General features: G+C 69.9%; 27 protein-coding genes. 17 read left to right on the top strand and 10 right to left on the bottom strand.

The window, feature by feature from the left end; translation table 11 throughout:
- Positions 1-77: 77 nt before the first annotated feature.
- From OZ403_RS16850 to OZ403_RS16835, 4 genes are all read right to left on the bottom strand, one after another.
- Entirely contained in the window at positions 78-1,211 is a 1,134-nt protein-coding gene (locus OZ403_RS16850) for a serine/threonine-protein kinase (protein WP_140791128.1), read from the bottom strand.
- A 211-nt stretch (positions 1,212-1,422) separates the two neighbouring features.
- On the bottom strand, positions 1,423-2,028 hold the full coding sequence (locus OZ403_RS16845) for a hypothetical protein (RefSeq protein ID WP_140791126.1): 606 nt from the start codon (positions 2,026-2,028) through the stop codon (positions 1,423-1,425).
- Positions 2,029-2,272: 244 nt separating this feature from the next.
- Complete coding sequence (locus tag OZ403_RS16840) at positions 2,273-2,815, bottom strand: hypothetical protein (protein ID WP_268784610.1); 543 nt, start codon at positions 2,813-2,815, stop codon at positions 2,273-2,275.
- 15 nt (positions 2,816-2,830) lie between these two features.
- Positions 2,831-3,208: a hypothetical protein gene (locus OZ403_RS16835; RefSeq protein ID WP_268784609.1), complete on the bottom strand. Its 378-nt coding sequence runs from the start codon at positions 3,206-3,208 to the stop codon at positions 2,831-2,833.
- A gap of 117 nt (positions 3,209-3,325) precedes the next feature.
- Here OZ403_RS16835 and thiS point away from each other — a divergent pair, with 117 nt between their 5' ends.
- Genes thiS through OZ403_RS16805 form a run of 6 tightly spaced genes read left to right on the top strand, consistent with a single transcriptional unit; the run spans position 3,326 to position 8,089 of the window.
- Positions 3,326-3,526 (top strand): sulfur carrier protein ThiS, encoded by a 201-nt coding sequence (gene thiS, locus OZ403_RS16830; protein ID WP_140791124.1) that lies wholly within the window; start codon positions 3,326-3,328, stop codon positions 3,524-3,526.
- 14 nt (positions 3,527-3,540) lie between these two features.
- Complete coding sequence (locus OZ403_RS16825) at positions 3,541-4,326, top strand: thiazole synthase (RefSeq protein WP_140791122.1); 786 nt, start codon at positions 3,541-3,543, stop codon at positions 4,324-4,326.
- A 16-nt stretch (positions 4,327-4,342) separates the two neighbouring features.
- A complete protein-coding gene (locus tag OZ403_RS16820) occupies positions 4,343-4,981 on the top strand; it encodes a thiamine phosphate synthase (protein WP_140798325.1) in 639 nt (212 codons plus the stop codon).
- Positions 4,978-6,000, top strand: coding sequence for a hypothetical protein (locus OZ403_RS16815; RefSeq protein ID WP_140791120.1), 1,023 nt, complete (start codon positions 4,978-4,980; stop codon positions 5,998-6,000). The genes OZ403_RS16820 and OZ403_RS16815 overlap by 4 nt, the downstream gene beginning before the upstream one ends.
- A 20-nt stretch (positions 6,001-6,020) precedes the next feature.
- Positions 6,021-6,914, top strand: coding sequence for a DUF4129 domain-containing protein (locus tag OZ403_RS16810; RefSeq protein WP_268784608.1), 894 nt, complete (start codon positions 6,021-6,023; stop codon positions 6,912-6,914).
- A complete protein-coding gene (locus tag OZ403_RS16805; RefSeq protein WP_140798322.1) occupies positions 6,911-8,089 on the top strand; it encodes a DUF4350 domain-containing protein in 1,179 nt (392 codons plus the stop codon). The genes OZ403_RS16810 and OZ403_RS16805 overlap by 4 nt, the downstream gene beginning before the upstream one ends.
- Before the next feature lie 12 nt (positions 8,090-8,101).
- Here OZ403_RS16805 and exoP read toward each other — a convergent pair whose 3' ends face one another.
- The 5 genes from exoP to exoL all read right to left on the bottom strand — a co-directional run bounded on the left by exoP (position 8,102) and on the right by exoL (position 13,662).
- Positions 8,102-9,304 carry a spore coat polysaccharide biosynthesis glycosyltransferase ExoP gene (gene exoP, locus OZ403_RS16800; RefSeq protein WP_268784607.1) on the bottom strand — a complete coding sequence of 401 codons (1,203 nt, stop codon included), beginning with the start codon at positions 9,302-9,304 and terminating at the stop codon, positions 8,102-8,104.
- Positions 9,291-10,382 (bottom strand): spore coat polysaccharide biosynthesis glycosyltransferase ExoO, encoded by a 1,092-nt coding sequence (gene exoO / locus OZ403_RS16795; RefSeq protein WP_140798321.1) that lies wholly within the window; start codon positions 10,380-10,382, stop codon positions 9,291-9,293. Before exoO ends, exoP begins: the two co-directional genes overlap by 14 nt.
- A gap of 18 nt (positions 10,383-10,400) precedes the next feature.
- Positions 10,401-10,919: a serine O-acetyltransferase gene (locus tag OZ403_RS16790; RefSeq protein ID WP_140796472.1), complete on the bottom strand. Its 519-nt coding sequence runs from the start codon at positions 10,917-10,919 to the stop codon at positions 10,401-10,403.
- Positions 10,920-10,987: 68 nt separating this feature from the next.
- On the bottom strand, positions 10,988-12,508 hold the full coding sequence (exoM, locus tag OZ403_RS16785) for a spore coat polysaccharide flippase ExoM (protein WP_140791115.1): 1,521 nt from the start codon (positions 12,506-12,508) through the stop codon (positions 10,988-10,990).
- Complete coding sequence (gene exoL, locus OZ403_RS16780; RefSeq protein WP_140800689.1) at positions 12,505-13,662, bottom strand: spore coat polysaccharide deacetylase ExoL; 1,158 nt, start codon at positions 13,660-13,662, stop codon at positions 12,505-12,507. The genes exoM and exoL overlap by 4 nt, the downstream gene beginning before the upstream one ends.
- A 381-nt stretch (positions 13,663-14,043) precedes the next feature.
- Between exoL and ccmA the strand changes: the two genes are divergently transcribed.
- The 8 genes from ccmA (at position 14,044) to OZ403_RS16740 (ending at position 20,561) form a co-directional block, all read left to right on the top strand.
- Positions 14,044-14,703, top strand: coding sequence for a heme ABC exporter ATP-binding protein CcmA (gene ccmA / locus OZ403_RS16775; RefSeq protein WP_140791113.1), 660 nt, complete (start codon positions 14,044-14,046; stop codon positions 14,701-14,703).
- A complete protein-coding gene (locus OZ403_RS16770; protein ID WP_140791112.1) occupies positions 14,700-15,401 on the top strand; it encodes a heme exporter protein CcmB in 702 nt (233 codons plus the stop codon). The genes ccmA and OZ403_RS16770 overlap by 4 nt, the downstream gene beginning before the upstream one ends.
- Before the next feature lie 3 nt (positions 15,402-15,404).
- On the top strand, positions 15,405-16,118 hold the full coding sequence (ccsA, locus tag OZ403_RS16765; protein ID WP_140791111.1) for a cytochrome c biogenesis protein CcsA: 714 nt from the start codon (positions 15,405-15,407) through the stop codon (positions 16,116-16,118).
- Positions 16,119-16,120: 2 nt separating this feature from the next.
- On the top strand, positions 16,121-16,309 hold the full coding sequence (locus OZ403_RS16760) for a heme exporter protein CcmD (RefSeq protein ID WP_140791110.1): 189 nt from the start codon (positions 16,121-16,123) through the stop codon (positions 16,307-16,309).
- Positions 16,310-16,315: 6 nt separating this feature from the next.
- Positions 16,316-16,792, top strand: coding sequence for a cytochrome c maturation protein CcmE (locus OZ403_RS16755; protein ID WP_011553299.1), 477 nt, complete (start codon positions 16,316-16,318; stop codon positions 16,790-16,792).
- Entirely contained in the window at positions 16,789-18,810 is a 2,022-nt protein-coding gene (locus OZ403_RS16750; protein WP_140854555.1) for a heme lyase CcmF/NrfE family subunit, read from the top strand. The genes OZ403_RS16755 and OZ403_RS16750 overlap by 4 nt, the downstream gene beginning before the upstream one ends.
- Positions 18,810-19,361 (top strand): TlpA family protein disulfide reductase, encoded by a 552-nt coding sequence (locus OZ403_RS16745; protein WP_140791107.1) that lies wholly within the window; start codon positions 18,810-18,812, stop codon positions 19,359-19,361. The genes OZ403_RS16750 and OZ403_RS16745 overlap by 1 nt, the downstream gene beginning before the upstream one ends.
- A 96-nt stretch (positions 19,362-19,457) precedes the next feature.
- Complete coding sequence (locus OZ403_RS16740; protein ID WP_268784606.1) at positions 19,458-20,561, top strand: zinc ribbon domain-containing protein; 1,104 nt, start codon at positions 19,458-19,460, stop codon at positions 20,559-20,561.
- A gap of 6 nt (positions 20,562-20,567) precedes the next feature.
- Here OZ403_RS16740 and OZ403_RS16735 read toward each other — a convergent pair whose 3' ends face one another.
- Positions 20,568-21,461 (bottom strand): SMP-30/gluconolactonase/LRE family protein, encoded by an 894-nt coding sequence (locus tag OZ403_RS16735; protein WP_268784605.1) that lies wholly within the window; start codon positions 21,459-21,461, stop codon positions 20,568-20,570.
- 356 nt (positions 21,462-21,817) lie between these two features.
- On the opposite strand from OZ403_RS16735, the gene OZ403_RS16730 reads away from it, so the two are divergent.
- From OZ403_RS16730 to OZ403_RS16720, 3 genes are all read left to right on the top strand, one after another.
- Entirely contained in the window at positions 21,818-22,360 is a 543-nt protein-coding gene (locus OZ403_RS16730; protein ID WP_237078333.1) for a peptidoglycan-binding domain-containing protein, read from the top strand.
- An 11-nt stretch (positions 22,361-22,371) separates the two neighbouring features.
- On the top strand, positions 22,372-24,474 hold the full coding sequence (locus OZ403_RS16725; protein WP_268784604.1) for a hypothetical protein: 2,103 nt from the start codon (positions 22,372-22,374) through the stop codon (positions 24,472-24,474).
- 104 nt (positions 24,475-24,578) lie between these two features.
- Positions 24,579-26,054: a hypothetical protein gene (locus OZ403_RS16720; protein WP_268784603.1), complete on the top strand. Its 1,476-nt coding sequence runs from the start codon at positions 24,579-24,581 to the stop codon at positions 26,052-26,054.
- Positions 26,055-26,059 lie beyond the last annotated feature (5 nt).

The following is a 26,059-nucleotide window of genomic DNA, read 5'->3' as shown; positions in this document are numbered from 1 at the left end:
GTGCGCGAAACAAGCACCACCCGCGTCCCAGTGCCCAGTCAAGGTCCCTGCCCCGACCCTTTTGCCCCCGCCTTCCCTCAAGGCCCCGACCCGGATGTCGTGCGCGGCGGGGCCTCCGGACGCACGGAGTCCTCCCAGCGCAGCACATCCGCCATCTGCCGGCGGCAGCGGGCGTCGCGGCGGACCTGGGTGGCCTCCCGCGCGGCTTCGGTCGGTCCGTAGGCGTACCCCTGACCGGCCAACACGGCGCGCAGGGCGTCCGCCAGTTCCTGCCCGGACTGGAAGCGCTCTGAAGGCTCCCGGCGCAAGAGCCGGCCGAGGATGGCCCGCATGGCCGGGGACAATCCCTGGGTGGCGCGTTCCACATGCGCCGGAGCCAGACACGCCATGCGCGCGGCCATCAAGGGCGCGGGCAGCCAGCTGGGCACCTCCGCCAGCAGCACCTCCGCGTCAGGCAGCGGCCCCGCGGCAAGCGCGGCCCGCTCCACGTCCTCCAGATCCAACAGGTGCAAGCCGGTGAGCACCTCCAGCAGCACCACCCCCAGGGAGAACAGGTCGGCGCGGCCGTCCAGCGGCTTTCGCGCCAGCGCTTCCGGTGAGGCGTAGGCCAGGTCGCCCCGGACGACATGGGTCTCCGTGACGATGCGCCCCGGTAGCTTCGCCCAGGCCATGGCGAAGTCAGACAGCTTCACATGGCCCCGCGCGTCCAGACGCAGGCTCCGCGGCGACACATCCCGGTGGACGATGCCCAACGGACGGCCCCGGGCGTCTTCCAGTGCATGAGCATGGTGCAGCGCATCCGCCACTTCCGCGCCCACGTAGGCGGCGAACGCTTCCGAGAAGGGCCGGCGCCGCAGGGCCGCGTAGCTGATGAGCGTCTCCAGCGACTTTCCGTCTACGTGCTCCATGACCAGGTGGGGCAATCCTTCATGCACCCGCACCAGGAACACCTGCACGATGGCCGGGTGGCTGAGCCGCATCAGCAGCTTGACCTCTTCGCGCAGGCGCGCGCGCCCCTGCGCGTCGCCGACGTCCTGCAAACGTTTGATGAGCACGAGGTCGCCGGGGACGCCCGCATAGTGCCGCCGGGCGAGCAGCAGCTCTCCGGAGCCCCGTGCCCCGAGGTAGCGGATCAACTCATACGCCGTGGCCCCGGTTGTGAAGAGGATGAACGGCTTTGAAGCGGGTGGCTCTGGGGGGTGAGTGGACATCTCGGGTGATGCCTCCTGGGCAGGAAGTCCTCCCCTGGGTTGGGAAGGCGTGAGAAAACCTCACGCATCCCTCCTACCACCCACGTCCGACACACCCTTCCAACCTCCCAGCACGGATTCAGGGAAAAAAGGAAACGGCCCCCGCCGAAGCGGAGGCCGTCCCTGAGCGGTCCGTGAGGAAACGAGACGCCCGCTGCGCTCGACGCGTTGACTACTTCTTCTTCTGCACCGGCTGCGTCACGGTCAGCTCGCGAACCACCATGTCCTTACCGTCCTGGACATACGAGGCGCGGACCTGGGCACCCTCCTCGATGTCATCCAGCTTCAGCGGCTGGTTGTTGTGCAGGATGCGCGTCTGGTCGTTCGTCTTCAGCTCGATCTGCTTGTTGTTGCTGGTGTCGACCACGGTCAGCTCATCGCTGCCGGTGGAGAGCACGCGGCCAGTGACGCTGCTCGCGGCAGCGGTGGCACCCGCCGCGCCGGAGCCACCCAGGGCCATGTCATCATTCAGGTCCGCCCGTCGATCAGCCTCGGCCTCGGCCAGGTCCTGGCGCTCGTCCTGGACGTCCTGCTGCGCGCTGGCGACCTCTTCCGCGGCCTCACGCTGCGTCCCAGCGATGTCCTCCTGGGCCTCCATTTGCGTGCTGGCGATGTCCTCCCGCGCGTCCTGACGGATCTCCGCCGTCTCCTGCTGCGCCTCCACCTGAGCCTCGGCGACGTCCTGGCGCTGCGACTCGACGTTGTCGCGCTTGCTGCAGCCAGTGACGACCAACGACATACCCGCAACCGCAGTGACCGCCATCATGAGCTTGCGCATTTGTTCCTGCTCCTTTCACGTGGAAACGGGAGAAGGTTTCCCCCTCACTCACTTGCGGCCGAGAGAGCGTTTCCCCCGGCGTTGGGCAGAAACTGGGTGCTCCCCCCGCCCTTGAACAGGGGTTGTCTGGCGCACACGGATGCCTTAGGGGCACATGGCGGACCACGGGGCGCATGGCCGCCCGCCTGCCCTACCAGGGAACAAGGGCAGAAAACGGAGATACCGGGCCCAACCGCAAGAACGGCTAGAGACCGCCGCCCACGCCACCGTCACAGGGCACCTCTTCGGAGCCAGCGTCCGCGCACAGCGGCGCGCCTTCTCGCGCCCACCGCGCGATGCGCTCGCGCTCCTGTGCTGTCGGCATGGGCACCGGACTCCCCGGAGGCGGCATGTCCTGGAACACGTACGCTCGCGCCTGGATTCGCGCCGCCATCGCCTGCGCGCCCGGGACACCTCCATCCTCGGGCGCGAAATAGTCCAGGCGGAATGACGTCACGCCGCTGCTGCTCGTATCGGCGCCGTGGCACGAGCTCACGCAGCTCGCCGCCATGATGGGCTGGATGTCCCCGCACCACGTGGGCACGGGCCCCGCGTCACCGCCGTCCGGCGCTCCCGGCAGTCCCAGCACTTCACAGGTGCGCCCTTCCCCTGGCCTCGCCGCGACACAGACGTACGGCGGCGGGCAATCCTGTGCGTCCTCGCACGTCTTGCCCGTGAAATCGATGGCGTCCAGCGTGCACGCCATGGCCACGCAGACGGACAGACAGGAAGCGCGGAGGAAGGTCACGGGCGGGGGTCTGGATCAGAAATGGTACGTGAGGCTGGCGGCCCTTGCAGCCGGCTCGGGCAGCAGTCCGTACAGCACGGCGGCGCCCGCTGCGGCATAGAGGACATTGGCGGTGGCGGAGGCGGTGCGCGCCCGGTCCAGCGACGCGCGTGTCTCGCGCGCGGAGGTCAGGCCCTGGGCGCGCCGCGACTCCCCCTGCGCGGAGGAAGCCCAGCCCCAGCCCGCCGAGCGCCAGCACCCCACACCGGCGACATAGGCATGGCGGTGCCCATGCAGGACGGGCGTGACTTCGCGGCGGGGAACATCCAGCGCGACGGGCTCCGCCGCGGACGCAGGCAGGGCAACCATGCACGGCAGTGCGAGCGCGATGTGCCGGCGAGAAGCCACGAGCATGCCCCCGAGTATACCGGTGACGGTGGCGGGCGCATGGGCCGGCGAGCGCGTTGACAGCGCGGAGTCACCCTTGTAGTGCGTGCCCAGGTCCCCGTCGTCGCAAGGAGCCGTGAGGCCATGCAGGTCTGGGTCAACGGAGAGACGCGCGAGGTGCCGGAAGGCACCACCCTTTCGGCGCTGCTGGAGTCGCTTCAAGTGGGCGGCCCCGGCGTCGCCGTGGAAGTGAACGCGGAGGTGGTGCGCCGCGCCCGCCATCCCGAACACCACCTCCAGGCGGGAGACCGCGTGGAAATCGTCACCTTCGTCGGCGGCGGCTAGCCAGGAGTCCGCACATGAGCATCCAGGACAAGCCTTTCACCATCGCCGGAGTGACGTTCAGCTCCCGGCTCATCCTCGGCACGGGGAAGTATCCCAGCCACGACATCATGAAGCGCTGCCACGAGTCCTCCGGCACGGAGATGGTGACCGTGGCCGTGCGCCGCCTGGACCTCAAGGCCACGGGCGAGGCGTCGCTGATGAACTGGATTGACCGCAACCGCCTGCGCCTGCTCCCCAACACGGCGCTCTGCTACACGGCGGATGACGCGGTCCGCACCTGCCGGCTCGCGGAGGAACTGGGCATGAGCAAGTGGGTGAAGCTCGAGGTGCTCGGCGACGAGAAGACGCTCTACCCGGACGTCGAGGAGACGGTGAAGGCGGCCCGCATCCTGGTGAAGGAGGGCTTCACCGTGCTGCCCTACACCAGCGACGACCCCATCACCGCCCGCAAGCTGGAGGACGCGGGCTGCGCGGCCGTGATGCCGCTGGCGGCGCCCATCGGCAGCGGCCTGGGCATCCGCAACCCGCACAACATCCGCCTCATCCTGGAGACGGTGAAGGTCCCTGTCATCGTGGACGCGGGCGTGGGCACGGCGTCCGACGCGGCCATCGCCATGGAGCTGGGCGTGGAGGCGGTACTGATGAACACCGCCATCGCCGGCGCGCAGGACCCGGTGCGCATGGCCGTAGCCATGAAGAAGGCGGTGGAGGCCGGCCGCGACGCGTACCTTGCGGGCCGCATCCCCCGAAAGGCCTACGGCTCCGCGTCCAGCCCGATTGAAGGGCTCGTCCACCACTGACGGCCGGGTACGCACGGTGGTGCCTTCCACCCTTCCTCGGCTCGTCGTCATCACCGACTGGCGCCTGCCGCCCGAGCGGCTGAGGTGGGCGCTCACCCGGGCGCTCGACGCCGGGCCCGGGGTAGCCGTCCAGCACCGCCACCCCGAGGCCACCGGGCGCCGCTTCCTCGACGAGGCGCGGGAGCTGGCCGCGCTGTGCCACCCGCGAGGCAATCCGCTCTTCATCAATGGGCGGGTCGACGTGGCGCTGCTCGTCGGCGCCCATGTCCACCTTCCCGCCCATGGCCCTTTCCCCATGGACGTCCGCCCGCACCTTCCCGCGGGGAGGTGGATCAGCGCCGCCGTCCATGACGTGGCGGAGGCCCATGCGGCCCGGGGCGCGGACCTCGCCTTGGTGAGCCCGGTGTTCGCTCCCGGCTCCAAGCCGGGGGACACGCGGCCGTCTCTTGGACCCGAGGGATTCAGCGCCCTGGCCGCGGCGTTGCCCTTTCCCGCGCTGGCCCTGGGCGGAATCACCCCCGCGCGCGCGGTGACGCTGCCGGACGCGGCGGGCTTCGCGGTCATCTCGTCCGTCCTGGAGGCCGACGACCCCACCGCGGCGGCTCGGAGCCTGCTGGCCGCGTGCGCCGGGCGGGATATGCTGCGCACCCCGTGAGATCCACTCCCGCTGCCGCCGCGCTGCGCCCCCTCGCCATGGGGGAGATGATCGACCGAGCCGCCACCTTCTGGCGCTCCCACCTGAAGCCCCTCTTCCTGCTGAGCTTCGGCTTCACGCTGGTGAACTACATCGTGACCAAGGCGACGTTGGTGATTGGTCAGCGATTAGCGCCACTGCTCTACATGGGAGACGCGGAGTCGCGCGCCCAATTGGACCCGGCGGTCATGCTGCCGCAAGCGAGCATCACCATCGCGCTGTGGATGGGCCTCTTCCTGTTCCTCGTCTGGGCGTACTGGCTGGCCACCCTGGCCGCGTCCCGCTACGTCCTCACCTCCCAGTTGGGAGAGCCGGTCCGCCCCGCGGATGCCCTGCGCCGGAGCTTCTCGCGGCTGGGCACGCTGACGGGGGTATATCTGCTGTCACTCGGCTGGTCCGCGCTGGTGACGATGGCGCTCATGCTGCCCGGGTTCATCCTGGCGGTCATCGGCATCGCCGTCGGAGTGGCTTCGGGTTCCAACACCCTGGCCGTCGTCCTGGGTGTGGTCGGCGTAGTGCTCGCGAGCCTGGGCCTGCTGGCCGCGGCGCTCTGGTACATGCTGCGCTTCCTGCTGGTCCCCCCGGTGCTTGCCATGGAGGACCTGAGCGCCTGGGAGACGTTCCAGCGCTCCGGTCAGCTCCTGTCGGGCCGGGTGGAGCCCGGCTTCATGGGCCGGGTGATGGTGCGGGCGATGATTCTCTTCACTGTGGTGAGCCTCATCCTCATCTCCGTCCAGCTCGTCTCCGGGTTGCCGTCGTGGCTGGTGATGATGCCCTACGGCAGTCCCTTCGACCCGGGGACCATGGCCCGCACGCCGCAGCTGCTGCTGGTGCCCGTGGAGCTGCTGCAGACGGTGGCGCAGTCCTTCTTCACGCCCATCAACTTCGTCTTCTGCGCGCTCTTCTACCTGGACATGCGCGTGCGCCGCGAAGCCCTGGACCTGGAGCACCAGCTCAACACGAAGGCGCCCGCCGTCTGACGGCCCCCCTGGACTCCACCGTGCCGAGCCTGCCCCTCCTCCTGCTGCTGGCCTCCCTGCCCTGCGCCGAGCGCGAGGACATCACCCTGGACCTGCGCGAGACGGCCGAACACCGCCCCGCCGGGTTCGCCGATGAAGTGAGCACGCTGTCAGCACGCCTGGGCGGAATCCCGCTGCCTCCCGCCCAGGATGGGGACACCACGCCCGAGCGCGCGAAGCAGATCGCGCGCTTCCTGAAGGAGGCCTGTGACGTCCAGGCGCTGGCGAACAATCCCAACGCCGTTTCTCCTCCACCGACAGAACCCGAGCGGCTGGAGGCCATCCTCGACAGGCCCGAGTTCGCCCGCGCGCGCCAGCGACACGGCGATGCACTGAAGCGCATCATGCGGGAGGTGACAGCGTGGCTGGAGGGCCTCTTCGAATCGAGGGAGGCCCAGGGCTTCGCGGTGGCTACGCGCGCGGTGATGCTGGGGCTGGCGCTCGCGCTCATCCTGTGGGGCGTGCTCCGGCTCCGCGCGAGGCGTGGACGCAGGGCGGCGCGGGTCTCCGCCTCCTCCGCGACGAGCGCGGAGCCGTTGGTCCTGGACTCTCCGGCGGAGCACCTGCGCAGGGCCCGCGCGGCGCTCTCCACCGATGCACGCGAAGCCATCCGGGAAGGCCTGTTGAGCCTGCTGTCCTCACTGGAGGAGCAGCGGCTGGCCCGGCCAGACCGTGTGCGGACGAACCGTGAGCTGGCGGCGGAGCTGCCGGGCCGCGGCGCGCCCGCGGCGCTGGTGCGAGAGGTGGAGCGGCTCATGGGCTGGTACGACCGGACCTTCTATTCGCTCGCGCCGGTGGCGCCAGAGGCCGCCGCCCGCTTCGTCACCGAGGTCGAGTCGCTGAACGGAACCCTGGCCACGGAGGGCGCACGGTGACGAACCCCCGGGCCGTCGTCTTCTTCGGAGTGCTCATCGCACTGGCCCTGGCGATGGGCCTGTCCACGCGCACGGACGCGCCTGACTCACCGGTGCCCACCGTGGAGAACACGGCGCCGCAGGGTGCTCGCGCGCTCTATCTGTACCTCCGCGAAGGGGGCCGGGCCGTGGACACACTGCTTTCGCCGCTCGAAGCCATTCCGCCTGACACGCGAACCCTGGTGCTGGCGGCGCCCGAGGGCCGGCCCGTGACGACGGAAGAAGTCACCGAGCTGGAACGCTTCATCAACGAGGGCGGCACCCTGGTGTACCTGTCGCCCCGTGAGCTGGGGAAGAATCAAGCGGCGCTCGAGGGGTGGCTGCAGTTGGAGTCCGGGCTGATGATGCCGGCGAGCAGCCGCGGCCTGGACTCGACACTGTCCGACGTGGGCGGAACCACCGTGGACGTGTGGCTGCCCGTGGGCCCCCTGCACGGACTCTCCCGCTTTCGAGTCTCCCAGGACCGGGGCCTGCGCATGGGCCACGATGACGCCGTGCCCGTCGCCGGCCTGGGTGGCGCGGTGGCGGTGTGGCGCAGGGGCATGGGCAAGGGCGAAGTGTACGTGCTGGCTGGCTCGGACCTGCTGGAGAACCGGCGCCTGGAGCTGCTGGACAACCTGCGCTTCTGGGAAGCGCTGGCTGCCCGCGGGCCCCTGCTGTTCGACGAGTATCACCACCAGCTCGCGCCGCCGCCCCCCTTCTCCCGTGGCATCTGGGTCTTCGCGGCGCAGGTGCTGGCGGTGGGCCTGCTCTACGTCGTGTCGCGAGGCACACGCTTCGGTGCGCCGCGCCCGCTCCGCGTGGAGCGGCACCGGTCCGCGCTGGAGTACGTGCGCAGCATGGGCTGGCTGATGCGCCGCGCGAAGGTGGAGAAGGAACTGCTGCCGGAGCTGGACCACGCCCTGCGCCAGCAGATGCAGGAGCGCCTGGGCATCCCGCTGAGCCTGTCGGACGCGGACGCCGCGCGCCTGATGGAACAGGACGGAGGCGTCTCCGCCACCGAGTACCTGGAGGCGAAGGCCGACCTCACGCGGACCCACGCGCAGCCCACCGTGGCACCGGCGGACTACGCGCGGGTGGCCCGCCGCTACGCCCACCTGGAGCGGGCGCTGGCGGGCCGCGAAGCCCGCGCCTAGGCGGGCGGTACCTCAGAGCGGCTTGCCGTCCGCCATGAGCGCCGCGCCCACGTGGTGGCGAATCTCATCCACGCGCGCGTCCCAGCTCTCGACGAAGATGCGCTCGGCGCGCTCGCGGTTCGGACCGGGCTTGTCCGCCAGACACTCGTCCACCTTGCGCACGAAGTCCCCGGTGTCCTTGGCAATCTTGCAGAGCCCCACCTTGCGGACCTCCGGCAGGTCCGTGGACACCACGGGCAGGCCGGACGCCAGGTACTCACGCACCTTGAGCGGGTTGGCGTTGAGCGTCAGCTCGCTGACCTTGAACGGCATCAGCGCCACGTCGAACGCCTTGCTGTAGCCGGGCAGGTCCGCGTACGGCTTGCGGCCCAGCATGTGGATGTTCGGCTCGGCGCGCAGCGCGGAGTCGTCGCAGTCCGGCGTCGTCTTGCCGATGATGACCACCGAGCCTTCCGGGTGGGCGCGGGCCGTGGCGATGATGGCCTCCTGGTCCACCCAGTCCGCCACCAGCCCGAAGAAGCCGATGAGGGGCTTGGGCAGACGGGCGATGTCCGCGGGAATCGTCGTGGCCGGGTCGCACGCCTTCACGAAGTGGGTGAAGTCGGTGCCATGCCGCACCAGCACCGTGCGAGGATTGACGCGGGCCTTGTTCTCACGCAGCCGCTCCGCGGAGGTGATGCAGAGGTCGGCGCGCTTGAGCAGCCGCTCCTCCAGCTCCGCGATGTGGCGGCCGTTGGTGTCGCTGAAGGCGGAGAACTCGTCCACGCAGTGGTAGATGACGAACTCCTCGCCCAGCGTGCCGGACACCGGGGCGGACGCGGGCAGGAAGCTCCAGGAGATGGGCTTCTGGAAGCCCAGCTTCTTCATCGCCCGCAGCACCTGGAGCCGCAGCAGCTGCCGGTTGGCGCCGCGCACCAGCTCCGAGCCATAGAAGGGAATGGCCAGCGGCGACAGCACGTGGATGTTGGGCTCCACCTCGCGGACGCCTTCGGTGAAGCGGCCCAGCTTGTCGAAGATGCGCTTCACGTCATGCGCGTTGGCCTTCGGCGCGCGGTTGCCGATGCTGTTCACCCAGAGGATGCGGTTCTCCCGGGAGAGAATCCGCATGATGTGGACCTTCGACAGCGGGTCCCCATCCCAGTCGTTGGAGAACACCACCAGGTCACGTCCGCGCAGTGCCCTGCGCGCGAGGTCCAGCTCATCACTGCGCCGCATGTCTCGTCTCCCCCAGGCCTGAACCTTGTTCGTTTGACGACTTCAAACCGTTGTTGGAGGACAACTCCCCGTACAGCGAGAGCAGCTCCGGCCCCGCATCCACCTGGGGCACATGCATGGGCCCTGCCGCCACGGCCTCGCGAATCACCCGCGCCAGCTCCCCGGCATTGCCCGCGGCGAACACGCGGGTGGGCTCGGGCCGGACGCAGACATCGCTGGCCACGCAGGGCACTCCCAGCGTCAGCGCCTCGCGCACGGAGATGGAGTCCCCGTCATGTGTGGTGGGCCGCACGAAGGCGTCACTGCGCGAGATGAGCCCCAGCGCCGCGGAGTGCTCGAGTTCCCCCAGCACCTCCAGGTGGCCCGCCACACGCGCCTCGCGGACGTCGCGAATGAAGGCCTCGGACTCCAGGCCCGGACCGAAGAGCGCCAGGCCCACGTCCGGCCACGCCTGCGCCAGCTCGCGTAAGGCCCGGAACATCAGCGCGCGCCCGTAGACGGGCGATGGGTGGTGCGCCATGGACAGCAGCACCCGCCGCCGGGAGCGCGCGGCCTCCACCGCCGATGGAACGGGCCCCGGCCGCACCTGCGAGGGGCAGAAGGCCGGGAGCACGTCGATTTTCTCCGCGGACACGCCGCAGCCCACCAGCGCGGCCTTCACCGCGTCGGACACGGCGACCACCCGCGCGTAGCCCGCCAGCGCCACGCGCGCGAAGTTCTGGCGCGTGCCGGACGCGGCGAGGTAGTCCGGCAGCAGTCCGGAGTGGAGGGTGATGACCCGGGGAGACTTCGGCCCGGGCAGGCTTCCCACCATTCCCGCCAGCACCCAGGACTTCGGGTTGTTGCCACTGGTGTGGGCGTGAATCGTCCAGCCGGTGGCAACGTGCCGCGCGAGCCGCAGGGCGAACGGAGCGGCGCCGCGAGCCGGGATGACATCCGGAGCCGGCCGGCCCCCCTTCCCGATATCGAGCACCTTCACGTCGACCCCGCGGCCGCGCAGGTAGCCATGAAGCTGTTGAACATGAACCGCGACGCCACCATGCGGCGGCGGGTAATCCCCGACGAGGAGCACGCGCATCGATGTGACTCCCGCGGACTACTGGCGCAGCGTGGAAGACGACGGCACGGACACCAGCGACACACGGGGCGGCAGCTGCCCCATCTCGCGCTGGTACGTCCCGAGCGGATCCGGGTCCTGCCGGATGACCCGCGCGGGCACCCCGGCCACCACCGTGCCCGGCGCCACGTCCTTCACCACCACCGCGTTGGCGCCAATGACGGCGAAGTCACCGATGTGGATGTTGCCCAGGATCTTCGCGCCCGCGCCCATGCGCACGTAGTCACCAATGACGGGAGCGCCCTCGATGCCCGAGCGCCCGCCGATGGTCACCTGCTGCGAGATGAGGCAGTGGCGTCCAATCCGCGCGGCCTTGTGGATGACCACGCCAATGCCGCCGTAGCCCAGCTGTGTCCCCTCGCCGATCTCCGCGTCCTCGGGGATGTACGAACTGTGCAGATAGTAGATGGCCTTGCGCAGCACGGCGGGCAGCAGGGGCACGCCCCGCTTCTTCAGCCCGCGCGCGAGCCGGTAGAACGTCATCGCGTCGACACCCATCACGCCTCCCAATCCCCTTGTTCCGAACCGCACCAAACTAGGTACCGCCCCGCGGGGAGGGAAGTGCGCTACCCCGCCCTTCGCGCTCGCAGCCCCGCGATCAGGCTGAGCGGCCGCACCCCCGTGAAGTGCAGCACCACCAGGTATCCGATGAAGAACAGTGCCCCGGCCACCGCCAGCGGCAGCACGCGCCACAGGAAGCCCGTGGGCAGGTGCGCCCAGGCCCCGTGGGAACCAGCCCGCAGGACGAACACCGCCGCCGCCGCCGCGCACGCCGCCAGCGTGGCCTTGCCCAGCGACTGCCAGGGAATCACGTCCGCCACGCCCAGCTTCCGCTCCGGCGTGGACAGCGCCGCGGGCACCCGGGCCAGCAGCATGGCCTTGCCCACCACCTCCGCCAGCGCCCACGAGCCGATGCCGCCCATCAGCCCGAAGTGCTTCACACCCAGCCACACCAGCGGCACCGTCACCGCCGCCTTCACCGCGTAGGACGCGAAGATGGCCCGCGTCTGCCCCCGGGCGCGCAGCGTCCCGTCCATGGGGAGGATGGAGAGCACCACGCCCAGCACGCTGATGCGGAAGACGGGCACCGCGGGCAGGAACTTCTCACCGAACATCGCCCCGATGAACTCCGGCGCCGCCGAGAAGAGAAACGCCGCGAAAGGCAGGAAGAAGTAGGCCAGCTTCCCGGCCGCTTCGCGGAAGGCCTCCACGCCCTCTTCCAGGCGGCCCTCGCGCTCCAGTTCGCCCAGCCGCACCATCAGCACCTCGCTGGTGGGCGTGTACAAGAGGTCCACCACCGGCAGTTGGAAGCAGCCGACGCGATAGAGCGCGTACAGCGCCGGCGCCACCGCGCCCGCCACCGCGTACAGGTGCGCGTTCTGCTGCGGAATGGCCAACAGCATCGCCGCGCCGAACGGCGCCGCGTAGGTCAGTTGCTCGCGGAAGCGCTGGCCGTCCACCAAAGGTCCGGTGGCACCGCGCAGCGACACCACCCACGTCGCCAGGTAGCGGAGGCCCGCGAAGGCCGCCACCGCCATCATCATTCCGTAGAGCGAGGCGCCCAGGAGTGGTGGCACCACCATCACCGAGGCCCGCACCGCGTCCGATACCAGGTACACGACCGCGGACGCCTTCGTGCGGCCCTGCGAGGTGAGGGACACCTCCAGCGGGAAGCTCCCCAGCAGGAAGGCGGTGTACGCGGCCAGCGGCAGGCGGTACTCGGCCAGCGCGGGGTTGGAGAACCAGCCCGCCACATACCCGAGCAGCGCCCACACCGCTCCCGCGCCCACCAGGCCCATGGCGGACATGAACAGCAGCGTCTGCCCCAGGAAGGGCCGCTTCGCGTCCGTGCGAGGCAGGAAGTAGTAGAGGCTCTGCACCACGCCGAACGGCAGGACGTAGTAGAGCGTCGTGGCGATGAGGAACAACTGGTAGTACGTCCCGTAGTCGTCCAGGTTCAGCACCCGGGCGAGCACGAGGGGAATGGACAGCGTCAGCCCGGCGGTGAACAGCCGGGCCAACACCAAGGGGCCGGCGCGCCCGAGGAACGAGCCCCCGGACGCGGCCGACGTGGAACTTCCGCTCACGGAGCCTCCTGGATGGTCGTGGCGGTCTCCGGACCCACCACGATTTCATTGCTGGTCGCTGGCTTGGGGCTCACCCGCACCGGGGCACTGCTCAACTGGTTTCCCACGGTGGGGGCGCTGATGAAATGGGGGCGCTTCCCCGGCACCGGGCTGCTCATGCCCAGCACCCCGAAGCAGTCATCCAGCTGGCAGCCGGTGAGTGCCGACGAGTAGTCGCCGAGCATGCCCAGGCTGAAGTTCTCCCACAGCACCTTGCGCTTGAGGGTGAACGGGTCACCGCCAATGCGGTTGGGCATGTCCTCCGTGGTGACACCGGAACGGAAGCCGTTGGCCGATAGCACGCGGATGACCTCGTCCGAGTACCAGCCGTTGCAGTAGGCGAAGTCGCGCACGGTGATGCCCACCTCGCGCTCGATGGCGCGCTTGGACTCCAGGATCTCGCGCTCCACCACCTCCTGCGGCTCCAGCGTCAGCACCGTGTGGCCCAGCGTGTGCGCGCCGAACTCGAAGCCGTCGCGCGCCATGCGGCGCACCTCGTCCCAGTTCATGATGTCGCCCTGCTCCGGCAGCAGGTCCGCGCCGCCGCCGAGCTGCTGCTCCAGCGCGTCGATGATCTCCGTCAGCACGCGCGTGGGGTGCTCGCCGATGAAGTCGTCCAGCGACGCCGACACCGTCTTCTGCCCGGAGAGGATGGGCCCCAGCAGTTGCAGCGCGGGCGCGGGCAGCGAGTCGTAGAACGGCCGGAAGCGGCGCTCCTGGACACGGCGAAGCAGGTGGAACAGCCGGTCGTGGTTGAAGCGCTTGTCGGTGTTGATGAACGCCGTGGGCAGGTAGGTGATGGCCGGAATGCCCATCTCCTTGAGCACCGGATAGGCGTACCGGTAGACGTCGCGGTAGCCGTCGTCGAACGTGACGACGCACAGGTCCTTCTTCGCCACCCGGCGGCCATTCATGACGTCCACCGCATCACCGATGGAGGCCAGCTCGAAGCCCGCCGCGTGCGCCTCCTCCAGGTGCCGGCGGAAGGTCTCCTGGGAGATGAGCAGCCCGGGAATCGAGCGCTGCAGCTCCCCGGTGAAGTCGCTCACCACGCGGTGGTAGCTCACGATGAGGATGCGCCTCCCGCCAGACTGGGAGCGCCGATACGCGGCCATTGCCCGCCGCATCCCGCTGTAATGGATCATCCCCGCCGCCGCCGCCTTGACCGCTCTTCGCACCACCTTGCCCGTCGCCATTCACGCCCTCCGCGCGGATCAGCTGAGTCCGCCTCGCATGCCCGCGCACCGTTGCAGGGGAGGTGCCAGGAGGTTGGGCACCCCGGACCGGGCAGTCGAGAGGGCCATCCGTCCGAACGGGTCGCGTGGTGAGCAGTGGACGTTCCCCTCCGTGGAACCCCGGAGGCCCCCGGCGGGCACCTCCGACCACATAGGGAGGAAAACCTTTCCTCCCGACGGGCTCGCCCTTTCTCCGTCCAGGCCACCACCTTGGGTTTCACTGGTGGACGTTCTGGTTTCCGGATACGAACGCCCCCGCCGATGCCTCCCCTCTCCGCCGCCCCCGCGCTTGCCCTGCATGACGTCAGCAAGCGGTATGGCCGCCGGTGGGCCCTGGCGCGTCTCACGTACGCGCTCCCCGCCGGACGCTCGCTGCTGCTGACCGGCCACAACGGTTCCGGGAAGACGACCCTGCTGCGCCTGCTGGCCACCGCCCTGAGTCCCACCGCGGGCCGGGTGGAGGTGCTCGGCCGCGACGCGGTGGTGGAACGCGACGCGGTGCGCCGAGACGTGGCGCTGCTGTCGCACGCCAGCTTCCTCTATGAGGACCTCACCGCGCACCAGAACCTCACGGTGCTGGCCCGGCTTTTGGGACGGCCCTCGCCCGCGGACGCCGCCAGCGCCGAGCTGACCCGGGTGGGGCTCGACCGCCGCTCCGACAGCCCGGTCCGCAGCTTCAGCGCCGGCATGCGCAAGCGCTTGGCGATTGCCCGCCTGCTGCTCAAGGCGCCGTCCATCGCGCTGCTCGACGAGCCCTTCGGCGAGCTGGACCCCGCCGGCATCCGCGACATGGAGGCCATCATCGCGGAGCTCAAGGCCAGCGGCGTCACCGTCATCCTGGCCACCCACCTCATCGAGCAAGGCCTGACGCTGTGTGAAGAACGCCTTCACCTGCAGGAAGGCCGGGCGGTGGCGGCATGAGCACCTCGCGTCCCCGCCCCATCGGCCTTTTGACGGCGACCCTGGCGCTGCTGCGCAAGGACCTGCTCATCGAGTGGCGCACCCGCGCGCGCCTCAACGCCATCATCTTCTTCGCGCTGGCCACGCTGCTGATGTTCTCCTTCGCGCTGGGCCCCGACACGAAGCTGCTGGAGAAGAACGCCGGCGGTTACTTCTGGTTGGCCATCCTCTTCGCCAGCGTGCTCGCCCTGGGCGAGTCGTTCCGCGTCGAGTCGGAGAACGCGTGCATGGACGGCATCCGGCTGGCGCCCGCCGACGCCCGCGCCATCTTCCTGTCCAAGGCCCTGGGCAACACCCTGCTGCTGACGGCCCTGGGCGTCCTGCTGGTGCCCGTCATGGTGGCCCTGTACGGGGTGCGCATCGTCACCAGCGTGGTGGACCTGGGGCTCATCCTCCTGCTCGGCAGCCTGGCCTTGAGCGCCCCAGGAACCGTCTACGCTGCGATTTCAAGCAATGCCCGGGCACGGGATGTGCTCCTGCCGTTGCTATTGTTCCCGCTGGTCATCCCTGCCCTCCTCTCCGCGGCCAAGGCGACCACGCTCGTACTTCAGGGAGACCCCATGCGTCAGTTTGACTCATGGGCGGGGCTTTTAGGCGGATTCAATCTGATTTATTGGGGCGTAGGCTTCTTGCTGTTCCCGCGGATCATCGAGGACTGACGGATGGGAAAGTTCATCAAGTGGGGCCTGCCGGCGCTGGCCCTGGTCGTTCTCGCCGCGGGGTGGTGGCTGGGACTGGCGTGGGCACCGCCGGACCGTGAGATGGGTGACGTGCAGCGCATCATGTACGTCCACGTCCCGCTCCAGTGGGTGGCCATGGTGGCCATGGCCATCAACTTCGGGGTGGCCATCAGCTACCTCATGAAGGCGAGCTGGAAGCTGGATGCCGCCGCCGAGGCGTCCGCGGAGATTGGCCTGGTGCTGGGCACCGCGGGGATGATTACCGGCGCCATCTGGGGCCGGCCGACCTGGGGCGTCTACTGGTCCTGGGATCCGCGCCTGACCTCGCAGGCCATCATGCTGGTGACGTACACCGGCTACCTGGTGCTGCGGCGCTTCGTGGAGGACCCGGAGAAGCGCGCCACGTGGAGTTCGGTGGTGGCCATCATCGGCGCCATCAACCTGCCCATCGTGTGGTTCTCCGTGCGGTGGTGGCGCAGCCTGCACCAGGTGCAGTCCACGCCGAAGACGGTGGACCCGGAGATGACGCTGGCCCTGCGCGTTTCGGCGTTCGGCATGCTGTTCCTCACCCTCTGGTTCCTGGTGCTGCGCTACCGCCAGGCCCTGGCCGAGCGCCAGGCAGAGGTGGCCCTCCCGGATGCGCTGCCGTCGGACCTCGCCGCCGCGGGTGGCGCCAACTCCTCGGGGGTGGCCTGAACATGATGACGCTTTCCACGCAGATGCTGTGGCTCCTCGCGGCGGCGCCCGGACAGGTGGGCAGCGGCCGCATCGTTGGCGGCTGGGGCTATGTCTGGGCCTGCTACGGCATTACAGTCGCCATGCTCGTTCTCTACGCTGTGTCCCTGTGGGTTCGTCGGCCCAAAGCCCCCACCGACGCCAAGGAGTGAGTTGCCATGTCTCCCGTCGCTCGCAACCGTCTGATTGCCCTGGGGGCCCTGCTCGTCGCGGGGGCCGGCCTGGGATTCGTGGCCTTCGGCAACATCGGTGAGAACCTCGTCTACTACTGGAGCCCGTCGGAGATGCTGGGCCAGGGTGACAAGGCGTACTCGGCCACCATCCGCCTGGGTGGCGTGGTGGAGGCAGGCAGCATCCAGTGGAACGCCGAGCACACCACCCTGCAATTCCGCGTGGCGGATGACGTCAAGGAAGGCGCGCCCAGCGTGCTGGTGCGCGCCACGGAGACGCCGCCGCAGATGTTCCGCGACAAGATTGGCGTCGTCGTGGAAGGCACCTACGACAAGTCCGGTGTCTTCAGCTCCAACCGGCTGATGGTGAACCACTCCAACGAGTACCGCGCCCCCAAGGAGGGTGAGGATCCTCGTCAGTGGCAGGAGACGCTCTCCGACGCCACCGCCATGGGTGCGAAGTGAACGGAACCGTTGGCTACGGCCTCGTGCTCGGAGGGCTCGCGTTCGCGGCCTTCGGCGCGCTCGTGGGCCTGGTGAGCGGCCTGCGTCGTAGTGACGCGGGCTTCCCGTGGGTGCTGCGCGCGGTGTGGGGCTTCGCCGCCTGCATGGTGGGCTCCAACCTGGTGATGGTCCACGCGCTCGTCACGCACGACTTCAGCGTGCGCTACGTGGCGCAGGTGGGCAGCCGGGCCACGCCGCTGGTCTACACCATCGTCTCGCTGTGGAGCGCCCTGGAGGGGTCCATCCTCTTCTGGGGCCTCATCATGGGCGGATACATCGCCGTCTTCGCCTTCATCCACCGGCGCGAGCACGCGCGGTACATGCAGCTGGCGCTGGGCACCATGCTGGCGGTGGGCGTCTTCTTCGCCTTCCTCATCGCGGGCCCGGCCAACCCCTGGGGCGCGGTGTCCCCGGTGCCGGCGGACGGCCCCGGCCCCAACCCGCTGCTGCAGAACCACATCCTGATGGTCATCCACCCGCCCATGCTGTACCTGGGCTACGTGGGCATGACGGTGCCCTTCGGCGTCGCGGTGGCGGGCCTGCTGCGCGGCGAGATTGGCGAAGCGTGGATGGCGCCCCTGCGGCGCTGGACGCTGGTGGCGTGGCTCTTCCTGTCCATTGGCATCATCCTGGGCGCCTGGTGGGCCTATGCCGTGCTGGGCTGGGGCGGCTACTGGGCGTGGGATCCGGTGGAGAACGCGTCCTTCCTGCCCTGGCTGACGGCGACGGCGTTCATGCACTCCACCATGGTGCAGGAGCGCAAGCGGATGCTGAAGCTGTGGACGCTCAGCCTCGCGCTCGCGTCCTTCGTGCTCACCATCCTGGGCACGTTCATGACGCGCTCGGGCATCTTCAACTCGGTGCACTCGTTCACCCAGTCCGACATCGGGCCCACCTTCCTGGTGTTCCTGGGCGTCCTGCTGGTGCTGTGCGTGGGCCTGCTGGCGGTGCGCGGTCCGCTGCTGGTGCCGGAAGGCCAGCTGTCCTCGCCGCTGTCTCGCGAGGCGAGCATCCTGGTGAACAACCTGGTGTTCGTCGCCATCACCTTCACGGTGCTGCTGGGCACGCTGTACCCGCTCATCTCCGAGGCGGTCCGCGGCGTGCGCGTGAGCGTGGGTGAGCCGTACTTCAACAAGATGGCGGTGCCGGGCGGCATCGCGGTGCTCTTCCTGATGGGCGTGGGCCCGGTGCTCCCCTGGGGCAAGCCGGATCCGGCCACGCTGCGCCGGCAGTTCATCATCCCCTCCGTGGTGGGGCTGGTGGTGACGGCGGCGTGCTTCGCGGTGGGCCTGCGCGGCGTGTACCCGCTGATGACCTTCGGTCTGGCGGGCTTCGTCACCGTCATCACGGTGCGGGAGCTGGTGGCGCCGGTGCGGGTGCGCATGTCCGAGCGCAAGGAAGGCTTCGTCGCCGCGCTGACCACCAGCGCGCTCAAGGCCCAGCGCCGCTTCGGCGGCTACGTGGTGCACCTGGGCATCGTGCTCATCATCGTCGCGGTGGCCGCGTCCTCCGCGTACGTGAAGCACACCTCCGGCACGCTGAAGAAGGGGCAGGTCATCGAGCTGGGCGGCTACCAGATGAAGTACCTGGGCCTGGTCAGCGGCGAGGAGCCCCACCGCACCTACGTGGCGGCGCGCATGGAGGTGACGTCCCCGGGCGGCAAGGTCTCCGAGCTGAAGCCGCGGCTCAACTACTACGAGCGCAGCACGGACCCCATTGGCACCCCCGGTGTCCGGGAGACGCCGGCCGAGGACCTCTACGTGTCGCTGATGGCCTTCTCCGAGCAGGCCGGCACGGCGAGCATCAACATCTGGGTCTTCCCGCTCGTCGGGTGGATCTGGTGGAGCATCCCCCTGCTGGTGCTGGGCACCCTCATCGCGCTGTGGCCGCGCCGGAAGGCCGCCGTGGCCATGGCGGGCGCGCCGGCGGTGGGCCCATCCCCGCTCACGGGTGGTGACGCCGAGCGAGGGGCCGCCTGATGAAGGGCTGGCGTTACACGCTGGGCTTCGTGGTCCTCTGCGCGGGCCTGCTCTTCGTGTTGTTCAAGGGCTTCGGGCGCAACCCGCACGAAGTCCCCTTCATGATGAAGGGCAAGCCGGCCCCGGACTTCGGGCTGCGCGCGCTGGACAGCGGAGAGAAGGTGAGCCTGGCCGACCTGAAGGGCCGGCCGGTGGTCATCAACTTCTGGGCGTCCTGGTGCGGCCCGTGCCGCGTCGAACACCCCGTGCTGGAGTGGGGCGCGCGGCAGTACGGCTCGCAGGCGGTGTTCCTGGGGGTGGTGTTCCAGGACACCGACGACAACGCGCGCGGCTTCCTCCAGCAGTACGGCGCCAGCTTCCCGCAGCTGGTGGATCCTCGTTCGCGGATGGCGCTGGACTACGGCGTGGCGGGCGTGCCGGAGACGTACTTCATCGACCCCAACGGCATCATCCGGGGCAAGCATGTGGGCCCTATCGACCCGCAGACGCTGGCCCTGCGCATTCAGGAGCTGTCCACGCCCTCCGCCCCCGCCGAGGCAGCGCGGAAGTAGCCCCTGTCGTCCCAACGAGGTGGCGGTATGCGGTGCCTGGAGTGTGGTGAAGACTCCAATTCCCGGTTGCGGTACTGCGAGAACTGCGGGGCGACCATGCCCGAGCCGCCCAAGGGAACGGGCGCCCGGGCCGCGCTCCGCTCTTCGCGGCCCCAGCGTGACCTGGCGGAGCCCGCCTATGCGGCGGACATTCTCGAGGAGGCGGATGAGCAATCGCGGCCCTATGTCGTGAGTAACGCGCCCGAGCTTCCGCCCGAGGACAAGACGGACCCGGGCCAGTCCGCCCCGCCCTACGACGGGCCGAAGTGGCTGGCGCACGTGCCGGCCCACTCGCCCACGGTGCTGGGCATCATCGTGGTGGGCTGCGCCGTCTTCCTGTCCGCCCTGCTCTCCTCCTCTGGCGTGGGCCTCCTCGGGACTCTGCTGGCGGTGGTGAGTGGCACGGTGCTGGTCGCACGCGAGCTGCGCGCCGCGGAGCAGTCGCCTGGCTTCACCGAGCGGATGCCCGCGGTGCTGATGACGCCGGAGGCCGCCGCCACCGCCACCACGGTGATGGTGGCGCTGGCGCTGCGCGCACTCAGCCCGGGCGTGCTACCGCTCCTGATGGTGGCGGGCGTGGGGCTGGTGGCCCATGACCAGTACCGCAAGGTCATCGCGGGAGAGGACGGCGTGGGCGCGTACTTCGAGCCCCGGCAGCTCCTGGCGATGCCGCGGTTGTTGGGCCTGGGCGGCGTGGCGGTGTGCCTGCTGGCGCTGTTCGCGCCGTGGGGCACGGCGAAGCTGGACCTGGGCGTGCCGGACAACGCGCCAGTGCCCCAGGGCCCGCCCGAGCTGCGCGTCATCGCCACGCAGCGGCCCACCGACGACATTCTCTACAGCTACGGCGGCGGCGTCACCCACCTGCGCGGCTGGGATTTGCCCGCGTCGGTGGTGGTGGAGCTGGCGCTGCTGGCCGTGCTCGCCCTGCTGGCGCTGCGCCCGGAGGTGGAGCGCCCGTCCTGGACGCGCTACCTGCCCGCGGGCGCGGTGGCCCTGTCGCTCGCGTTCGCGGGGCTGAACATGCGCCTGCTCCCCGGGCCCTTCGTCTTCGTCTTCGGCCTGGGCGCGGTGGGCTTCCTCGCGGTGCAGCACCTGCGCGCGGCTCGCGCCGCGGAGCTGCCCCCGCGGCAGTACGAAGAAGAAGTCGAAGAGGAAGGCTGAGCCGGGTCAGCCCGCGAAGGGCACCGGCGCGACGCCGCCGACGCCCGGTGTCAGCTCGAAGAGCCCACCGGCCAGCGGTTGGGCCTCGAGTTCCTCCGCGCTGAGCCCATCCCGCCCGGTGGTGACGAACAGCCGGTCCAACGCGTCCCCGGCGAAGGCGACACTGGTCGTCTTCGCCACCGGCAGCCGGTACTCGGCCAGCCACGCGCCGTCCGGAGAGAAGCGGCGCACGCAGCCCCCTCCGTAGAAGGCAATCCACAATCCGCCCTCCGCATCGACCGTCATTCCGTCGGGGAAGCCGTGGGGCTCGTCGAAGTGGAGGAACTCCCGGCGACGGGAGGCCGCGCCGTCCGGGCTCAGGTCGAAGGCGTAGGTGACGCGCCGGGGCGAGTCGTTCACATAGAGGGTCCGCCCATCGGGGCTGAAGGCGGGGCCGTTCGTCACGGTGTAGCCCTCATCGATTCGAGCGAGGTGTCCCTGGGCGTCGAACCGGTAGAGCCCGCCGGTGGGCGCCTTCTCGTGGTCATCCATGGTGCCCACCCAGAAGCGGCCTTGTGGGTCCACCTTCCCGTCATTGCAGCGGTTGTGGGGGCGCTCCGGCTCCGGGTCCAGCAGCCGCTCCAGGCGCGCGCTCCGGGGCTCGTAGAAGGCCAGGCCCCGCTCCGTCCCCGCGATGAAGCCTCCACTCCGCCGGGGCGCGAGCGAGGCGATACGCAAAGGGGTGTCCCAGCTCGCCTGGGCACCGCTCTGGAGCTCCAGCCGGTGCACCTTGCGGCCCGGGATGTCGAGCCAGTAGAGCGCGCCCTCGGTGGCCATCCAGAAGGGGCCCTCGCCGAGCACGGCTCGTGCGGGCCAGATGCACCTGGCTTCGTCGTGCCTGGCAACGTCCGTGGTGCGCATGCGTGGCTCCTCCAAGAAAGCGAGACTCAACGTCCGTGGCCAAGATAGACACGCCGCGCGCGCCGGGCATGCACGCGGCGGCGAACGTGGCCTCGTCGCGCAGCGATCACTCCGGCTCGCCCGGCTGGCCATGCATGCGTCCTCTGACTGACCCACCAGGTTGAGGTCCGTTAACCCGACGCACAGAACAGGGTTATCCCAGAACTTCCGGTGATAGAGGGCGCTCCGGGTTCCCGTACCTTGGGCACGCCTTCAACGACGCACAGACACCATCGCGAATCCAGGCACGGGGGGAGCGCGGCATGGTCAGTCCGAGGACGGCACCAATCCGGACAGGAAACACCAGTACCTTCATCTTGAAGCAGCGACGGCTGCACCTGGTCCTGTTGGATCCACAGGAAGTGCCCTACGCGGATACGGAGTACGTGCTCACGGTCGGCCGCACCGAGCACTGCGGCAGGACGGCGGCGGATGGCTCGCTGAGCCACGAAGTCCCGGGCCTCGCCGCGGGTGAGTTGCTGGTGAAGCTGTCCAAGCCGCCAGCGCCGCCGCCCCGCCGGAGCGCGCCTCCCGCCGCCGCCAAGGGCGTGCCTCCGCCCTACCCACCCGCCGTCGCCGATGAGGACTTTCCGGACGCCGCGCCCGCCGCCGCCGCGTCCGAGCCGGTGACGCTCCGCTGGGCGCTGCAACTCCAGTCGCTCCCGGGATTCGAGTCCGACGCCCTCCGGGCCGCGCAGGAGCGGTTGCACAACCTGGGCTACGCCATTGAAGGTGAGCGCGGGTCGCCCGGAGCCTCGACGAAGTCCGCCGTGCGAGCGTTCCAGCGCCGCCATGGCCTGCCAGAAACGGGACAGCTCGCGGACATCTCCCGCGAGCTCATCCGCCTGCACGACGCCTGAGGCCCCCACCCATGGCACGCATCTCACTGACGGCCAGTGTCGCCCTCGCTGCGCCCGGAGGACGCAACCGCAACCGCCTCCGTCCCGCCAGCCATGGCGTCGCGGACTTCCGGCTCCGCAGCCCTGGAGGTCCCCAATCCCGCTGCCACCGCCCCGTGCCCTTCCCCGCGCTGACAGGGGGTGATGACGGCTTCCACTTCGCGCCCGAGGTCGAGCCGGTGGAGTTGACGTGGCGCCTGCTCAATACAGGCGGGCTGGTGCGCGCCGGAAAGCTGGAGCTCTTCACGCGCTACCGCACGGCGCCGCTGTGGTCGCGCGAGCTCAGCCACGAGGAGCTCGTCCAAGGCGAGCACCGGTGGAAATGGGATGGCCGCGTGCCCGAGTCGGAGACATTCCCAGATGGCGTCGTCACGGTGGAGCACTCGCCGTACAAGCTGAAGCTGACGCTCCAAGGCAGCGGACTGGAGCAGGCGCCCGTGGCGTGGACGTTCTTCCACGTCCTGGTGGCGGGCGTTGACCTGGAGCTGGGTGAGCCTCGGGTGCTCTCGCGACCACGCGACCGTGAGCTGACCCAGTCGTTGAAGCGGCTCCCCGCGCCCGGCGAGAAGGCTGAAATCCGGCTGGTCGGGAACGCCTTCAAGACAAAGCCGTCGGAGATGTCCGATGACACGGACCACCAACTGCACCGCAAGCACTGGGGTAGCGGACCGGAGCTTCCGCTGTTCGCCCGAGCCTGGCTGAAGGACTCGCGCGGCAACCGGGTGGATGCGCCGAAGGCCCTGGGCCGCGTGCGCTTCCTCTGGGACTGGGAGGACGAGACGGAGGCCATCGAACACCATGCCCCCACGGCCCGGGCCTTCCTCAAACATGCGCTGGACCGTCACTGTTCGACGTCACAACCCAAGGGCGACAACGCGCACCGGGACGTGGGCGGCAAGCGCGGTGCGCCGTCGTCGGCGGTGTTTCCCAGACAGGCAGGCTACGCGCCCCAGGCCGAGCCCCGTGACGGCGTCTTCCCCTTCCGCGTCACGCCCTGCAACAAGCGCGGCTGGGCGGCCTACAGCCAGGCCTGGACCACAGGGGCCTTCGCGGGACGCACAGGCGTGGTGTTCCAGCCCTCCAGCATCGCGGGAGACGCCTGGCGAGTCACCGTGCAGCTTGCCTATGACCGCCGCAGGGATGGCGGCGTGGTGCTGGACGTGGACGACGATGGACCGCTGCCCGCCGCCGTGCGCGCCGCCACCGGCGTCTTCGAATCCTGGCGCGAGGTCCACATCTCCCGCCTCATGCGCAAGGACGCGGGCGTCTCCGGCTTCTCGCTCGCCACCGTGCAGGGCTACTTCGAGCGCGCCTACCTCCGACTGGAGGACAAGACCGGTGGCGTCTCGGATTGGAGTGCACGGGACTACAACGCGTGCATCGCCAAGGCGGTGGCGGCGTCGCGGCACTGGGAGCTTCGCGCGGCCATCGACCCCGCGGTGGACCAATACACGGCGAACGGCCACGCCATCACCTTCCGCACCTACCCGGAGTTCCTGGCCGAGGTGACGCGCGTGAAGCGTTGCCAGGACGCGGACCTTCCCCGGTGGCTCGCGGCCACGCGGGAGCGACGGCTGTCCCTGCTGACAGCGCGCGACTACCACCGGCAATGCAAGGACTGGGCGAAGGAGCTGCTCACCCAGGCCCTCGACTCCGCGCTGGGGACGGCGCCGGGCATCGTGCTCTTCCAGTTCTCCGGGCTCTACAACCTGGAGACGACCGTCGACGGGATTCGCGTGAACGGCTTCGCGTCGGAGTTCCCCTCGCGCAAGCGGGACCGCTGCGCCGTCATCCAGTGCGCGGCGGCGGACAACTACCACCGCACCCTCAACACCCTGGAGCAGACGCTGGCCCATGAAATCGGGCACCAGCTCTTCCTGCCCCATGCCCCCTTCCCCGTGCACCGCAAGATTGGCGGGGCCCTGGCGAAGCGGCACGACCTCGACGGGAAGGATTGCCTGATGGGCTACGACTTCACGTCGGAGCGGCGCTTCTGCGGGCTGTGCATGCTGCGCCTCCGCGGGTGGCACACCCACGCCCTGGACTGTGACGGAGCACGGAACGCGCGGCCATGAGCGCCCTCCTGCGCGGTCCGTGGCTGCTCATGATGACCCTCACCTCGTCGAGCCCCGCCACGTCCTCTGGCCCCCCCCCCACGCCCACGTCACGAGGTACGCCCATGCGCATCCAGCTCAGGCTCCCCAAAGCGCAGCTCGTCACCTCGGAGGACCTGGACGTGCGCGTGCTGCTCTCCAACGAGAGCGCCACCCCCCTGGAGCTTCCCGACCCCTTCCGCCACGCCGACCAGTCCCTGACCTACACCGTCACCGGCCCCGAGTACCCGAAAGGCCATGACGTCAACCACCATGCCGTCATCTCCCGGGAGCTGGCGCAGCCCATCGGCGGTGTCGTGGCGCCACGGGTGCGCCTGGGCACCGGACAGACGCTGGAGTCCGTCGTTGCACTCCAGGAGTGGCTGCCCATCCGCAAGCCCGGCCGCTACCAGGTCACGGCGCGGCTCCGGGCGGCGGGCGTCGACGCCGTGTCGGCCCCGGTGGAGTTCGACGTCATGGCGGGCGCCCCCGGGCCGGCCTCGGTGGGCGTCATGCTGGGCGGTGGGGCCTACTCGGGCATGAGCGCCGTCTGGCTGCAACAATTGGAGGGACGCTCCCTGCTGATGCAGGCCGTCTTCGTGGACGAGACGGACGAGGAAGGGCGCGGCGTCAGCCGGAGGACCTCGAAGGTCCTGGGCACCGTCGAGCCCGGCGCCAGCGACGCCATGGCCCCCTGGACCAACGACGCGCCGGGCGGCGAGGCCGTGAGCTGGACGCTGTGGCGCAACGGCGCCTCGCTCCTCGCGCTGGCCCCCCCCGCGACACCCCAGACCCCCTTCCGCTTCGACCTGGAGGCCCCCCCCGCCCAGCTCATCCGCCCGCCGCTCGAGACGCATGCCGGTGAGCTCTTCATTCCGCTCCTCGGGGCAGGAGGCCTGGACCTGCGCCTCATCCGGTTCCAGTCCAGCATGGACGCCGTGCACGTCACCCCAGGCAAGGAGGTGGGCCGGGTGAAGCTCACCGCCGTCCCCATCGCGGCGCGCGCCACGCTCCAGCCCGCATCGGTGGGCAACGGCATCAGCATCATCCTGGTGAGCGAGGCCCCCGGCGGGCTGGAAGTCCAGCACGTGCGCGCCACTGGCGCCGGACGGCTGATCCGCGCAGCGAGCACCCTCATCCGTGGACTGCGCGGCCTTCCCGGTTCGGAGCCGGGCGTGTGGATTGACGAAGCCGGCCGCGTCCATGCGGCCCTGGTCGCGGCGTCACTGAAGAACCCTCACCAGGCCATCCTGATGGAGGTCCGCTTCCGCTCCGACGGGCGCCTGGAGGCCCCCGCGCGCCTGAAACCCTTGACGGACCTCCCGTCCCCCGCGCGCGCGGCCGTGGCACGGCACTGCCATCAACCTCACTCGGACAGAACAGGCGACGTGAGCTGGGCCATCCTCCTCGAGGACGGGAGGCTGATCCACGCGGGCAACCGAGGCGCCCCCGTGTCGGCGGAAAAGCCTGTCGCGGTGCCGCTGGAACTGCTCGACCTGCTCCAGGGCACCTTTATCCTCACCACGGACCCCGTGCTGGGGCCTGTCTTTGTCTGGCTTTGAGAAAG

It is taken from the genome of Myxococcus sp. NMCA1 (assembly GCF_026810205.1).
Lineage (GTDB): Bacteria > Myxococcota > Myxococcia > Myxococcales > Myxococcaceae > Myxococcus > Myxococcus xanthus_A.
The sequence above is the reverse complement of the archived record's forward strand: the minus strand, read 5'-3'. Positions and strand labels throughout refer to the sequence as shown.